The 12516-nt window shown below is 55.8% G+C and carries 14 protein-coding genes and 1 pseudogene; 13 read left to right on the forward strand and 2 right to left on the reverse strand.

What is annotated here, in order from left to right:
• Nucleotides 1-138: 138 nt before the first annotated feature.
• Genes nrfA through ACMV5I_RS16660 form a run of 7 tightly spaced genes read left to right on the forward strand, consistent with a single transcriptional unit; the run spans nucleotide 139 to nucleotide 6435 of the window.
• On the forward strand, nucleotides 139-1530 hold the full coding sequence (gene nrfA, locus ACMV5I_RS16630) for an ammonia-forming nitrite reductase cytochrome c552 subunit (RefSeq protein ID WP_414824881.1): 1392 nt from the start codon (nucleotides 139-141) through the stop codon (nucleotides 1528-1530).
• Nucleotides 1531-1572: 42 nt separating this feature from the next.
• Entirely contained in the window at nucleotides 1573-2142 is a 570-nt protein-coding gene (gene nrfB / locus ACMV5I_RS16635) for a cytochrome c nitrite reductase pentaheme subunit (protein WP_024486114.1), read from the forward strand.
• Nucleotides 2139-2810, forward strand: coding sequence for a cytochrome c nitrite reductase Fe-S protein (gene nrfC / locus ACMV5I_RS16640; protein ID WP_021180036.1), 672 nt, complete (start codon nucleotides 2139-2141; stop codon nucleotides 2808-2810). Before nrfB ends, nrfC begins: the two co-directional genes overlap by 4 nt.
• A complete protein-coding gene (gene nrfD / locus ACMV5I_RS16645; RefSeq protein ID WP_414824860.1) occupies nucleotides 2807-3754 on the forward strand; it encodes a cytochrome c nitrite reductase subunit NrfD in 948 nt (315 codons plus the stop codon). The genes nrfC and nrfD overlap by 4 nt, the downstream gene beginning before the upstream one ends.
• A 31-nt stretch (nucleotides 3755-3785) precedes the next feature.
• A complete protein-coding gene (locus tag ACMV5I_RS16650; RefSeq protein WP_414824861.1) occupies nucleotides 3786-5483 on the forward strand; it encodes a heme lyase CcmF/NrfE family subunit in 1698 nt (565 codons plus the stop codon).
• Complete coding sequence (locus tag ACMV5I_RS16655; protein WP_284121079.1) at nucleotides 5471-5857, forward strand: cytochrome c-type biogenesis protein CcmH; 387 nt, start codon at nucleotides 5471-5473, stop codon at nucleotides 5855-5857. The genes ACMV5I_RS16650 and ACMV5I_RS16655 overlap by 13 nt, the downstream gene beginning before the upstream one ends.
• Nucleotides 5854-6435, forward strand: coding sequence for a heme lyase NrfEFG subunit NrfG (locus ACMV5I_RS16660; protein ID WP_414824862.1), 582 nt, complete (start codon nucleotides 5854-5856; stop codon nucleotides 6433-6435). The genes ACMV5I_RS16655 and ACMV5I_RS16660 overlap by 4 nt, the downstream gene beginning before the upstream one ends.
• A 204-nt stretch (nucleotides 6436-6639) precedes the next feature.
• On the opposite strand, the gene ACMV5I_RS16665 is transcribed toward ACMV5I_RS16660, so the two are convergent.
• Nucleotides 6640-7128 carry a YbaK/prolyl-tRNA synthetase associated domain-containing protein gene (locus ACMV5I_RS16665; RefSeq protein WP_024484914.1) on the reverse strand — a complete coding sequence of 163 codons (489 nt, stop codon included), beginning with the start codon at nucleotides 7126-7128 and terminating at the stop codon, nucleotides 6640-6642.
• Between the two features lie 160 nt (nucleotides 7129-7288).
• Between ACMV5I_RS16665 and ACMV5I_RS16670 the strand changes: the two genes are divergently transcribed.
• Nucleotides 7289-8233 (forward strand): DMT family transporter, encoded by a 945-nt coding sequence (locus ACMV5I_RS16670; protein ID WP_414824863.1) that lies wholly within the window; start codon nucleotides 7289-7291, stop codon nucleotides 8231-8233.
• 62 nt (nucleotides 8234-8295) lie between these two features.
• Here the strand turns inward: ACMV5I_RS16670 and ACMV5I_RS16675 are convergent, their stop codons facing one another.
• Nucleotides 8296-8520, reverse strand: a complete 225-nt coding sequence (locus ACMV5I_RS16675; RefSeq protein ID WP_414824864.1) for a LysR substrate-binding domain-containing protein — start codon at nucleotides 8518-8520, stop codon at nucleotides 8296-8298.
• Between ACMV5I_RS16675 and ACMV5I_RS16680 the strand changes: the two genes are divergently transcribed.
• The 5 genes and pseudogenes from ACMV5I_RS16680 to ACMV5I_RS16700 all read left to right on the forward strand — a co-directional run.
• A complete protein-coding gene (locus ACMV5I_RS16680) occupies nucleotides 8519-8578 on the forward strand; it encodes a hypothetical protein (RefSeq protein WP_414824882.1) in 60 nt (19 codons plus the stop codon). The genes ACMV5I_RS16675 and ACMV5I_RS16680 overlap by 2 nt on opposite strands.
• 141 nt (nucleotides 8579-8719) lie before the next feature.
• Complete coding sequence (locus ACMV5I_RS16685) at nucleotides 8720-9646, forward strand: LysR family transcriptional regulator (protein WP_024484926.1); 927 nt, start codon at nucleotides 8720-8722, stop codon at nucleotides 9644-9646.
• An 85-nt stretch (nucleotides 9647-9731) separates the two neighbouring features.
• Nucleotides 9732-11135 carry an FAD-dependent tricarballylate dehydrogenase TcuA gene (tcuA, locus tag ACMV5I_RS16690; protein WP_202809716.1) on the forward strand — a complete coding sequence of 468 codons (1404 nt, stop codon included), beginning with the start codon at nucleotides 9732-9734 and terminating at the stop codon, nucleotides 11133-11135.
• On the forward strand, nucleotides 11122-12240 hold the full coding sequence (gene tcuB / locus ACMV5I_RS16695) for a tricarballylate utilization 4Fe-4S protein TcuB (protein WP_121606167.1): 1119 nt from the start codon (nucleotides 11122-11124) through the stop codon (nucleotides 12238-12240). Before tcuA ends, tcuB begins: the two co-directional genes overlap by 14 nt.
• A gap of 16 nt (nucleotides 12241-12256) precedes the next feature.
• Nucleotides 12257-12475, forward strand: a pseudogene (locus ACMV5I_RS16700) (citrate-proton symporter); the annotation flags it as partial.
• Between the last annotated feature and the right edge of the window lie 41 nt (nucleotides 12476-12516).

The raw sequence follows: 12516 nt of genomic DNA on the forward strand, positions 1-12516 counted from the left end.
CCCTACGCACGGTGTAATGGCGAAAATCTGTTCTAACAAGAACTTAACGACTAATAAAAGCACTGCTCTCAAGCAGGCTAAATGGATGGGATGCTTATGAATAAGGTAAGCAAGTTATTGATGCTATTTCTGGCAGGGATGTACGCGGTTTTTCTCTCTTTCTCGGCACAGGCAGAGGCGACACCTGCCGCCACGCTGCAGAAGGTTGAAGCCAAGAATGAAACCTTCTCTGCACCTCACCCTGACCAATATAAGTCTTGGCAGGCGACTTCCGAGCAGTCCGATCGGGTAGACGCTTTGGCTGGCGACCCGCGTCTGGTCATTCTCTGGGCCGGATACCCGTTTGCCAAGGATTACAACAAGCCGCGTGGGCATGCCTATGCCATCACGGATATTCGTGAATCCTTGCGAACGGGTGCACCAAAAACGGCAGAAGATGGTCCGTTGCCGATGGCCTGCTGGAGTTGTAAAAGCCCGGACGTTGCCAGGGTGATCGCCGAACAGGGCGAAGCGGCCTACTTCCACGGTAAATGGGCGCGTGGCGGGCCGGAAATCGTTAATAATCTCGGCTGTGCGGATTGCCACAATACCGCTTCCGCTGATTTTGCTGCCGGTAAACCTGCGCTGCACCTGTCCCGCCCTTACGCGGCTCGTGCCATGGAAACGATAGGTAAGCCGTTTGACAAGGCAGGCCGCTTCGATCAGCAATCGATGGTGTGTGGGCAGTGCCACGTTGAGTATTACTTTGATGGTAAAGACAAAGCGGTGAAATTCCCTTGGGACAAGGGCACCACGGTCGATGACATGGAGGTGTATTACGACAATATCGAATTCTCCGACTGGACCAACCCGCTGTCCAAGACGCCAATGCTAAAAGCCCAACATCCAGAATATGAAACCTGGAGCGCGGGTATTCATGGTAAGAACAACGTCACCTGTATTGACTGCCATATGCCGAAAGTGCAAAACGCCGAAGGCAAGATCTATACCGATCACAAAATTGGCAACCCGTTCGATAACTTCGAACAAACCTGCAAGAACTGCCACACCCAGGATAAAGCCAGCATGCAGGCGGTGGTCGAAAAACGTAAGCAGGATATCAACGAGATCAAGCTGAAGGTAGAAGACCAACTGGTTCACGCGCACTTTGAAGCGAAAGCGGCTTGGGATGCCGGTGCCACCGAAGCCGAGATGAAGCCTATCTTGACCCACATCCGTCATGCGCAATGGCGCTGGGATTTTTCCATTGCTTCCCACGGTATTCAAATGCATGCGCCAGAAGTTGCATTGCGTATTTTGGGCACCGCGCTCGATCAGGCAGCACAGGCTCGGACTCAGTTGATCCGTCTGCTAGCGACCAAGGGCATCACCACCGAAGTCAAGTTGCCGGACATTTCCACCAAGGAAAAGGCACAGTTGGCGCTGGGTATGGACATGCCGCAGCTGAACGCCGAAAAGCAGGAATTCCTCAAGACGGTGGTACCGCAGTGGGAAGAACAGGCACGTAAAACCGGGCTGTTAGGCAAATAACCCCTCCGCCCCGTGCGCGGGGCGTAAATAAATGGAGTCAATATGAGCGTACTGCGTTCGTTATTAACTACCGGGGTGCTTGCCTGTAGCCTTTGGCTGACAGTATTACCGGTATCGGCCCAGACCGACAGCCCCGCGGTTCAACAGCAATCGGCGGAAGTCACCTTGCAACGTAATCCGGATGAGGCCTGCCTGCGCTGCCATAAGCCGCAACAGAATGCGATGCACGGTAAACATGCGGGAGCCATTAACCCGAATAACAAATTGCCGCTGACCTGCACCAACTGTCACGGTTCACCTTCACTGCATCACCGTGAGGGCGTGAAGGATGTGATGCGTTTCAACGAGCCAATGTTCGGCGTCGAACAGCAAAACAGCGTTTGCATGTCCTGCCACCTGCCAGAGACGTTGCAAAAAGCCTTCTGGCCACATGATGTGCATTTGGCCAAGGTGAGCTGCGCCAGCTGCCATACGTTGCACCCGCAGCAAGATAAGGTACAAGGGCTGAACGACAAGGGGCGCATCAAGCTCTGCGTGGACTGCCACCGTCAACAACAGGATGATCCCGCGTTTAATCCAGCGTCCGTAAGGCTGGATAAGGGGCAGCCATGAGCTGCTCACGGCGCCGTTTTATCGTAGGCATTGGCGTGTTGGCGGCTGGCTCGACCCTAGCGGAAAAGCTGCTGGCGCGCACCATGAACGTCAATGGCATCCGTTACGGCATGATCCACGATGAGTCGCGTTGCATCGGCTGTACCGCCTGTATCGATGCTTGCCGCGAAGTCAATCAGGTGCCGGTCGGCGTTTCACGGCTGGAGATCGTTCGTAGCGAACCGATAGGCCAATTTCCGGACGTGAAGTACCGGTTTTTCCGCCATTCGTGCCAGCATTGCGATGACGCTCCCTGTGTGCATGTCTGCCCAACGGGTGCCTCGTTTATCGATGCCGCCAGCGGCATTGTCGACGTGAACCCGGATCTCTGTGTCGGTTGCCAATACTGCATCGCTGCGTGCCCTTACCGGGTACGCTTTATTCATCCGGTGAGCAAAACGGCGGATAAATGCGATTTTTGCCGCAAGACCAACCTGCGGCAGGGCAAGCAGCCAGCCTGTGTATTGTCGTGCCCCACCAAGGCATTAACCTTTGGCAATCTCGACGATCCACACAGTGATATTTCGCGTCTGTTGCAGCAAAAGACCACTTATCGCTACAAGATAGCGTTAGGGACACGGCCAAAAATGTATCGCGTGCCGTTTAAATATGGGGAGACAAGTCAATGACTTCTGCCTTTCATTTTGACTCTCTGGTCTGGGACTGGCCCATTGCGATTTACCTGTTCCTGATCGGCATCTCCGCCGGTCTGGTCACCCTGGCTATCCTGTTGCGCCGCTATCATCCAGAGGAGGGGGCATCCAACAGCCGGGTGATGCTGACCACGCTGCTTGTCGCGCCAACCTCGGTCATGCTTGGGTTGGTGATCCTGATCTTCCACCTGACCCGTCCGTGGACCTTCTGGAAACTGATGTTCCACTATAGCTTCACCTCGGTGATGTCGATGGGGGTGATGCTGTTCCAGGTCTACATGGTAGTGCTGGTGGTCTGGCTGGCGCTGATCTTCCGAGACGAGGTGGCGGCGCTACAACAGCGTTGGTTACCAAAGTTGGCGGTGATCCCGCGTCTGCTGCAGCGCTTGCTGCCGTTGTTGCGGCCAATAGAAACGGTGATGCTGGTGTTGGCGGTGCTGTTGGGGGCTTATACCGGCTTCCTGCTTTCGGCGCTGAAGTCGTACCCGATGCTGAATAACCCATTGTTACCGGTGCTGTTCCTGTTCTCGGGCGTTTCGTCCGGGATCGCGGTGGCACTGCTGGTGGCGGCCTTCGGCCCTAAAGGTCATCTGCACAGCCGGGAAGTGCATTTCCTGCATCGCCTGGAGACGCCGGTGGTGTGGCTGGAGATCTTCCTGCTGGCGGCGTTCTTCATCGGCCTGTGGCTGGGGGATGACGGCAAACTCCGTGCCTTGTCGGCCGCGCTTGGCGGTGGGTTCTGGTCCTGGTGGTTCTGGTTGGGCGTCGTCGGCTGTGGGCTGATTATGCCATTGCTGCTGAAGGCCTTGGGCTGGGGGAAAGCGCGTTTCCATATCCTGTTGATCAGCGGCGCTAGCCTGTGTGGCGTGCTGTTGCTGCGTTATTTCATTCTGTATGCCGGGCAGATGACAGTTGCTTGAAGGCATGTTGTAGCAGAATAAGGCGGTAGATGTGTTGTGGTTACCCGAGCTGGGATTTATTGCGTTATTGCTGGCCTGCACGGCGTCGCTGCTGCTGGCTGGCATTACGCTGTTGACGTTGAAGGATCGCCGTTGGGGTGGGCTGTTGCCAGCGCGTGGCTGGAGCCTGAGCATTTTTGTGTTAATCGCACTGTCTTTCGCCATTCTGCTCCAGCTGTTTTTGAGTAATGACTTCTCGGTAATGTACGTAGCACAACATGGTCACAGCCAGTTGCCACCGCTGATGAAGGCCGGGGCGCTGTGGGGTGGGCATGAAGGCTCGCTGCTGCTCTGGCTGCTGTGCCTGGCCGGTTGGTCTGCCTGCTTTGCCTTGTTCAGCCCCAAATCGGTACGCTCACTACAGCCGCTCACGTTGGCCATTCTGGCGCTGATCGTCGGCTGTTTTCTGCTTTTCATCCTGTTCTTCTCCGATCCTTTCGTTCGGCTCTTCCCTGCGGCGGTACAGGGGCGCGATTTGAACCCGATGCTGCAACATATCGGCCTGATCCTGCACCCTCCGCTGCTCTATTTGGGCTATGCCGGGTTTGCCACCTGCAGTGCTCTGATGCTGGCCGCCTTGCTGCGAGGGGAGTTTAGCGCCGAGATTGCCGGGCAGTGCCTGCGTTGGGCCAAACCGGCCTGGTGTTTCCTCACTGCCGGGATCATTTTGGGGTCCTGGTGGGCATACAGCGAGTTGGGCTGGGGCGGCTGGTGGTTCTGGGATCCGGTGGAAAATGCTTCGCTGCTCCCTTGGCTGACCGCGACCGCTTTGTTACACAGTTTGGCGGTCGGCCAGCGTACCGGTGGGTTGCGGCATTGGTCGCTATTGCTGACGTTGGGCACCTTTGTTCTCAGCCTGTTGGGCACCCTGATTGTGCGTTCTGGCATTCTGGTTTCAGTACACGCCTTTGCGCTGGATGAGCAGCGCGCCTTGCCGCTGTTTATCCTGTTTGCCTTTCTTAGCGGGTCGTCATTTTTAATCTATGCCTTACGCGCCAACCGGGGGAAAGCCGTTACGTCCCCGGTGAAACCTGCATTGCTCGGCGCGTTGTTGCTTCTCAGCTCCGCCGCCCTGATCGTGCTGGTGGGCACTTTGTACCCGATGCTCTATCGGATGATGGGATGGGGGCAGATCTCGGTCGGCGCGCCTTATTTCAATCTGGTGCTGCTGCCGTTTGGGCTGTTGGGGTTGGTGTTGATGTGCTACGGCGGGTTTAGGCGGCGGCGCTATGGCCAGTGGATCGCTCACGCCGGAGTGCTGCTGACGGCATTAGGCATCGCCAGTTCGGCGCTGCAACGCCATGAAATCAGCCTGAACGTCACCGTGGGCGAGACGGTCAGCCTGGCGGGATACCAATTTACGCTGCGCTCGGTAGATCTACAGGCTCAGGCTAATTTCACCAGTGAGCAGGCGGTGATTGAGGTTACCCGGCAAGGCAAGCCCGTGGCCCAGTTGACGCCTGAAAGGCGGTTTTATACCGCCCGCCGCCAACAGATGTTTGAGCCCGGCATAGACTGGAACGCTTTCCATGACTGGTACGTGGTGATGGGCGAAAAAAGTGGCGATCAGCGTTATGCCATGCGCTTTTATGTGCAGACCGGCATCCGTTGGATCTGGTGGGGAGGGGCGCTGATGATGATTGGCGTATTGGCCACCGGTTGGCAAAGGAGGCGAGCATGCGCTGGTTAACCGCTCTGCTGTTGTGGGGAAGCATCACGTTGCCGCTGGCGGCCCAGATCGTCGATACCTGGGTATTTACCTCGCCGGAAATGCAGGAGAGAGCGTTGGCAGTGGCAGGCCAGATCCGTTGCCCGCAGTGCCAGAATCAGAGCCTGCTGGAGTCCAATGCCCCTGCGGCGGTCGCCATGCGCCATGAGGTGTTTGCCATGACCGAACAAGGCAAAACGCAGGCGGAAATCATGAATTTCATGACGGCACGCTACGGCAACTTTGTCCGCTATCAACCCGCATTTGAGGCCTCTACGTTGTTACTTTGGGGGCTGCCACCGCTGATGTTAGGGGCGATCGGGCTGGTGTTATGGCGGCGGAGGAAAGCGGAATGAAATCGCGTTGTTACCCTCTGTTGTTTATCGTGCTGGTGCTTGGCCTCACCGCGTGTTGGTATGTGGCCAGCGGCCGCCCGGAGACTGTGTTGGCCGAACAGCATAAGCGTAGCTTGCCTGTCCAACCGCTCACGCCTCAAGAGCAGGCAGAAAGCGAGTTTCAGCAGTTACAACAACAGATCGACCAGTCACCGCAAGACAGCGTGTTGTGGGCGCAATTGGGGGAGTATTATCTGTTTAACGATAATTTTGCCGATGCGCAGGCGGCCTATCAGAGAGCGTTGTCTCTGCGGGGGGCGAATGCCGAACTGTACTCGGCGTTGGCAACGGTGCTTTATTACCAGGCAGGGCAGCGTATTACCCCGCAGGTGGAGAGCAATATAGCAAAGGCCTTGGCACTGGATAAGGATGAGGTCTCGGCGCTGATGTTGCTGGCTGCCGATGCCTTTTTACATACGGAATATGCCAAGGCGATAAGCTTGTGGCAACGCCTGTTGGACAGCCAGTCGCCACGAGTTAACCGGCCACAGCTGATTGAGGCCATTAATATGGCTAAGCTGTTGTTAAATAATCAATAAAATTGAGTGATTGCCCCTCACCCTAACCCTCTCCCACAGGGAGAGGGGACCGATCGAGTGAGTCTGAAAATCCGGTGATCCACATTGGATTAGGGGACGATTGCCATTCTTCTTACGCATTACTTCCCGAAGCAGCACAGCCTGATCACGACGCCGATCAGCTCCCTCTCCTGGGGGAGAGGGTTGGGGTGAGGGGGCCGGAGATCATTCCACGCGGATAAACTTCACCAGCTTGGGCTGAGCAATGCGCTGATAATCCCCTGTGTTAAGGATCAGCGAACGCTCCAGCGTACCAGCATTAAAGGCCAGCTCGTCAAAGCGCTCAAACAGCAGCGGGTCGGCCACCAGCAGCAAGTCCGGGTGGAAGCTGAATGGCGGGATCGCGCCAAAGACGCAGTCGGTCAGTTGGTCGACTTCAACCGGGCTGGCCAGTGAGGCGCGAGTACCGCCAACACCCTGTGCCAACGCGCCGAGATCGGCCTGTTGGTCGGCGGGCAGGATGGCCAGCACGTGCTGCTTGATGCCGTTCCCCTTAACGTGACACACCAACGCTTTCGCCCCTTGACCTAACTGGGTGCCGCGTATCTTGGCGACTTCTTCGGATTTCCCTGCCTTGGGATGATCAACTACGCGATAGCGCGCCTGCTGTTGGTCAAGAAGGGAAGTTAAACGGCTAAAGGTTGCGGTAGACACGTCATGTTCTCCTGAGTGTTGATTTTCCGGCCCTATCATAACGCGTTATGACGGCGAAGGGTTCAGCCAAATTATTGATTAAACAACGGGCTATTTTTTTGTTTTTACGGATAATACGTATTTATGAAACGGGATTTTAATTTTTTGAAAGGAAAGGGGCGTGAAGACTAACCTGTCGTTGTTTACCCAGCCGAAGTTCGTTTGGCTGTGTGCGGCTTTCTGCTGTTTGCTGTGGGGCAGTGCCTACCCGGCGATTAAAAACGGTTATGAAATTTTCCAGATCGCCACCGACGATCTCCCCGGCAAGATCGTCTTTGCCGGTTACCGCTTTGTGATTGCCGGGGCCTTATTGCTGCTGTTTGCCATCTTGCAGGGTAAACCCATCGGCCGTTTGTCACGGCGCCAGTATTCACAGTTGGTGGTGCTAGGGAGCACGCAAACGGCGCTGCAATATGTCTTCTTCTATATTGGTCTGGCCTACACCACCGGGGTAAAAGGATCGATCATGAACGCGACCGGCACCTTCTTTAGCGTGTTGCTGGCGCATTTTATTTATAAAAACGATCGCCTTAGCATGAATAAAATCGTCGGCTGCGTGGTGGGTTTTGCCGGGGTGATGGTGGTGAACTTCAACAGTCAACTGATGGACTTCAGCTTTAGCTGGCTGGGGGACGGTTTTGTGGTGATCGCTGCGTTTATCCTTTCGGCCGCTACGCTGTATGGCAAACGCATTTCGCAGACCGTCGATCCGACCATCATGACCGGTTGGCAACTGGCCATCGGCGGCGTGATGCTGACAGTAGGGGGATATTTGGCGGGGGGCCGGTTAGAGTTCCACGGTTGGGCATCGGTGGCGATCCTGAGCTACCTTGCGCTGCTGTCCTCGGTCGCTTTTGCGCTCTGGAGCCTGCTGCTGAAATATAACCGCGTGGGCATGATTGCACCGTTCAACTTCCTGATCCCGGTTTCCGGCGCGGTGCTGTCGGCCATTTTCTTACAGGAAAGCATCATGGAATGGCGTTATGCCGTGGCGCTGGTGCTGGTGTGCTTTGGCATCTGGCGGGTCAACGTGGTGCGCAAGGAAAAGCGCGAAGCTATCGCCTAGCAATCTCTCAAGGACCCGCCCAAGTGGTGGGTTCTGAGACTGCAAAAAAGGTCTGGATGCGGCTAAACCTCTGGTTGTTCTTCCACCAGGTCAATCATCTGTGCCAGTGCCGGGCTGCTGTTCTCTCTGTGCCAGGCCATCAATAATTCAATCTGTGGTGCACTGGTCGGTAGTGGGCGGAAGACTACGTTAGAGGACTGAAAATGGCTGACATAGCGCGGCACAATAGACAAGCCTAGCCCCATTCCTACCAGATTCATGGTGACCAGAATGTTGGTCGCTGCCATGGTGGGTGGCCAGGAAGATATGATCGTCGACGTGGCGCTGGATCTGCGTTCCCGCTAAGCCTAAGCAGGTCAGCCAGGCTGGCCTGCTATTTCTTGTTTGTGCGATGATAAAATTTACCGCTACGCCAGACTTTGCTCTTCTCTGTTAGCTTTTCCATGATAAGTATAGGGTAACGCTGGGGGTTAATGGGAGAGAAGGGTGGAACTGAGACAGTTACGTTATTTTGTTCGCACCGTTGAATTAGGTAGCATGGGCCAGGCCGCGCTTGACTTGAATATTGGTGTCTCGGCCTTGAGCCAGCAGATAAGTCGGCTCGAAAGCGAGCTGGCTATCCGCCTATTGCAACGTACCTCGCGTGGGATTGTTGCCACCGACGCCGGTCTGGCCTTTTTTTCTCAGGCTCAATTGGCCCTGCGCCATGCCGATGACGCCGTGCGGGCCGCCAAGCAGGCCCGCTTATCTGGGCACGTCAGCGTAGGAATGGCCCCAAGTACTGCCTCAGTACTCGGTCTGCCGTTTATTCTGGCAATGCGTGAGCGCTATGCCGATATCCGCCTGCATGTGGTAGAAAGCCTGTCCGGAAATCTGGCGTCGATGATCAAGGTCCGCCAGTTGGATTTGGCGGTGGTATTCCAACATAAAAAGCTGCAGACCTGGAGCGCGATCCCAGTGTTGGAAGAGCGGTTGTTCTTGATTGGCACCCAAGAGATTGTCGGACGTTTTCAGGATGAGCCTATTACGCCCGAAGCCTTTTGTTCGCTGCCGTTGATTTTACCCAGTCAGACTCATGGCCTGCGGGCGTTGCTCAATACCAGCTTTGCCCGCCAGCAGTTGGAATTAACCGTTGTGGCGGAGATCGACGGGCTGGCGATTTTGATGGACGCCGTTCGCCAGGGGCTGGGAGCTACCATTCAGCCCGGTGCGGCCATCTCCCGCATTCTGGATGACAGCCTGAAAGTGATCGAAATTGATAACCCGGTATTAAGCCGCCCCAATTTCCTGGTCAGCCTTTCCGATGATGAACTCTCGCCGGTAGGCCTGGCCGCCAGGGTGGTGCTGCAAAGCGTGATCCGTCAACTGGTAACGCAGGGCAACTGGCCAGGCGCGACCCTTTACCATCCCTAAACCCCCGTTAAGCATTGCCCGCTAGCTGGCCTTTATACCAAAGGTTACATTTTAGTCACAAAAGGATAACACCGAGAGTGTGACTATGTTTGATGTTGTGGTCATTGGCGGGGGCAATGCGGCGCTGTGTGCCGCCCTGACCGCGCGGGAAAGTGGGGCCTCAGTATTGCTGTTGGAGGCGGCTCCCAAGGAGTGGCGCGGTGGTAATTCTCAACATACCCGTAATTTACGCTGCATGCACGATGCGCCTCAGGATGTGTTGGTGGGCAGCTATCCCGAAGAAGAGTACTGGCAAGACCTGCTGAAGGTCACCGGTGGGCTGACCAACGAACCGCTGGCCAGAATGGTGATCCGGGCGTCATCGACTTGCCGGGGCTGGATGAAAAAGCACGGCGTCCACTTTCAGCCGCCACTGTCCGGCGCCTTGCATGTGGCCCGTACCAATGCCTTCTTTATGGGCGGGGGCAAGGCATTGGTGAACGCTTACTACCGCAGTGCTGAAAAAATGGGCGTAGTGATCCGCTATCTCAGCCCGGTTGATGCCATCGAGTTACAAGATGGGCAATTTGTTGCGGTGCGGATTGGCGACCAACGAATTGAAGCCCGCGCCTGTGTGCTAGCCGCGGGTGGGTTTGAATCCAACCGCGAGTGGCTGCGTGAGGCCTGGGGGAAGAATGACGCAGGTGAATGGCCAGCAGATAACTTTCTGATCCGTGGTACCCGTTTTAATCAAGGGGTGTTGCTCAAGTTTATGATGGAGGCGGGGGCCGATGTGATTGGTGACCCTTCCCAATCTCACTGCGTGGCTATTGATGCTCGCGCCCCGTTGTATGACGGCGGGATTTGCACCCGCGTCGACTGTGTTTCGCTGGGGATCATGCTCAATCGTCAGGCGCAGCGTTTTTATGATGAAGGGGAAGATTTCTGGCCTAAACGCTATGCGATCTGGGGCCGTCTGGTTGCGCAGCAGCCCGGCCAAATCGGCTATTCCATCATTGATAGCAAAGCCATCGGGCGCTTTATGCCACCGGTCTTCCCAGGTGTGAAAGCCGATAACCTGCACGATCTTGCCATGCAATTAGAGCTGGATCCCGCCCAGTTTGTAAAAACCATCGAAACCTATAACCGCGCATGTCAGCCAGGTACGTTCAATCATACCCTGTTGGACGATTGCCGTACCGAAGGCCTTACTCCGGCGAAAACGCATTGGGCTTTGCCCATCGACACGCCACCTTTCTTTGGTTACGCCTTACGACCCGGCATCACCTTTACCTATTTGGGGCTGAAAGTGAATGAACATGCCGCCGTGCATTTTAACGGCCAACCTAGCCGCAACCTGTTTGTGGCCGGAGAAATGATGGCCGGCAACGTGCTGGGTAAGGGCTACACCGCTGGTGTGGGAATGTCTATTGGCACCGTCTTTGGCCGTATCGCCGGTCATCAATCGGCACTGGCCGCACAGCGAGAGGCTAATTATGAAACAGCTTGAGTCGTTAATCCGCGAGGCGCAATCCCTGACCGACAACGAGCAGGAGGTCGAGCGGGTGATGCAAATCTGCAACGCCTGCCGCTACTGTGAGGGCTTTTGTGCCGTCTTCCCCGCCATGACCTACCGGCTGACGTTTGGCAAGGCAGATATCAACTATCTGGCCAACCTGTGCCATAACTGCGGTGCCTGTCTGCACGCCTGCCAGTATGCGCCACCGCATGAGTTTGGCGTTAATGTGCCGCAGGCGATGGCTAAGGTACGCGTCGAGACCTATCAGGAATACGCCTGGCCAGCCAGCTTTGGCATGTTGTACAAGCGGGCGGGAATGGCGGTGGTGCTGGCATTGGCTTTTGGCATCGGGCTGTTTCTGCTGTTGGTGATGGCACTTAACGGCAGCCTGCTCCATCAACCGCTGGCCGGTGATTTTTATCAGATATTCCCCCATAACTTGCTGGCGGGGATGTTTGGCAGCGTGTTTGTATTTTCGCTGTGTTCGTTACTGTTCAGCACCCGAAAGTTCTGGCGGGAGATCTCATCGGTGGCGGGCAGCCTGCCTGCGCTGGCAGAAACCACCCGTAATGTGCTGACGCTAACCTATCTGGACGGCGGACACGGCGAGGGCTGTAACGATGAGGACGACGCCTTCACCCTGCGGCGGCGCCGTTTTCATCACTTCACGTTTTACGGCTTTATGCTGTGCTTTGCCTCAACCATAGTGGCCACCGGCTATCACTTTTTGCTGGGGCAAGAAGCGCCATATGACTTGCTGAGTTTACCGGTGATCTTGGGCACGCTGGGGGGCATAGGGCTGATTATTGGCCCGGCAGGCCTGCTGTGGCTTAACTTGCGCCGCAACCCGGCCCACGGTGATGCGGCACAAAAGCCGATGGACCGGGGTTTTATCCTGTTATTGCTGTTGGTGAGTATTACCGGTATCGCCTTGCTGGTTGGCCGTGATACTTCGCTGATGGGGGCATTACTGGCGGTGCATCTGGGGGCCGTGATGGCGCTGTTTTTAACCCTGCCTTACGGCAAGTTTGCCCATGGTTTTTATCGTACCGCGGCGTTATTAAAGTGGGCGATAGAAAAAAGGCGTAAAGCCTGATTCGACTTTCAACTTCTGGTTACCGATCGGCGGGGCCATTTCCGACTGCATTGGCCGCAGAGCGGTATTAATGACCATCGCAATGTTGGCGTTACTGACCACTTACCCGGCGTTGGAATGGCTGACCCAGGCACCGAGCTTTGAACGCATGACGATAGTGTTGCTGTGGCTGTCATTTTTCTTTGGCATGTATAGCGGCGCTATGGCGTGGCCATTATTGTTTATCAGGCAAGTGGTTCGCTAGCAGATTGGTTAATTTGCGAACTTGATCACTTG

It is taken from the genome of Serratia sp. T13T92 (assembly GCF_047530105.1).
GTDB lineage: Bacteria > Pseudomonadota > Gammaproteobacteria > Enterobacterales > Enterobacteriaceae > Chania > Chania fonticola.

Excerpts from the sequence above, each read along its gene's own strand:
- nrfC (WP_021180036.1), top strand. The coding sequence starts at position 2,139 with ATGAGCTGCTCACGGCGCCGTTTTATCGTAGGCATTGGCGTGTTGGCG.
- nrfB (WP_024486114.1), top strand. The coding sequence starts at position 1,573 with ATGAGCGTACTGCGTTCGTTATTAACTACCGGGGTGCTTGCCTGTAGC.
- nrfD (WP_414824860.1), top strand. The coding sequence starts at position 2,807 with ATGACTTCTGCCTTTCATTTTGACTCTCTGGTCTGGGACTGGCCCATT.
- ACMV5I_RS16660 (WP_414824862.1), top strand. The coding sequence starts at position 5,854 with ATGAAATCGCGTTGTTACCCTCTGTTGTTTATCGTGCTGGTGCTTGGC.
- tcuA (WP_202809716.1), top strand. The coding sequence starts at position 9,732 with ATGTTTGATGTTGTGGTCATTGGCGGGGGCAATGCGGCGCTGTGTGCC.
- tcuB (WP_121606167.1), top strand. The coding sequence starts at position 11,122 with ATGAAACAGCTTGAGTCGTTAATCCGCGAGGCGCAATCCCTGACCGAC.
- ACMV5I_RS16655 (WP_284121079.1), top strand. The coding sequence starts at position 5,471 with ATGCGCTGGTTAACCGCTCTGCTGTTGTGGGGAAGCATCACGTTGCCG.
- ACMV5I_RS16675 (WP_414824864.1), bottom strand. The coding sequence starts at position 8,520 with ATGGCAGCGACCAACATTCTGGTCACCATGAATCTGGTAGGAATGGGG.
- nrfA (WP_414824881.1), top strand. The coding sequence starts at position 139 with ATGTACGCGGTTTTTCTCTCTTTCTCGGCACAGGCAGAGGCGACACCT.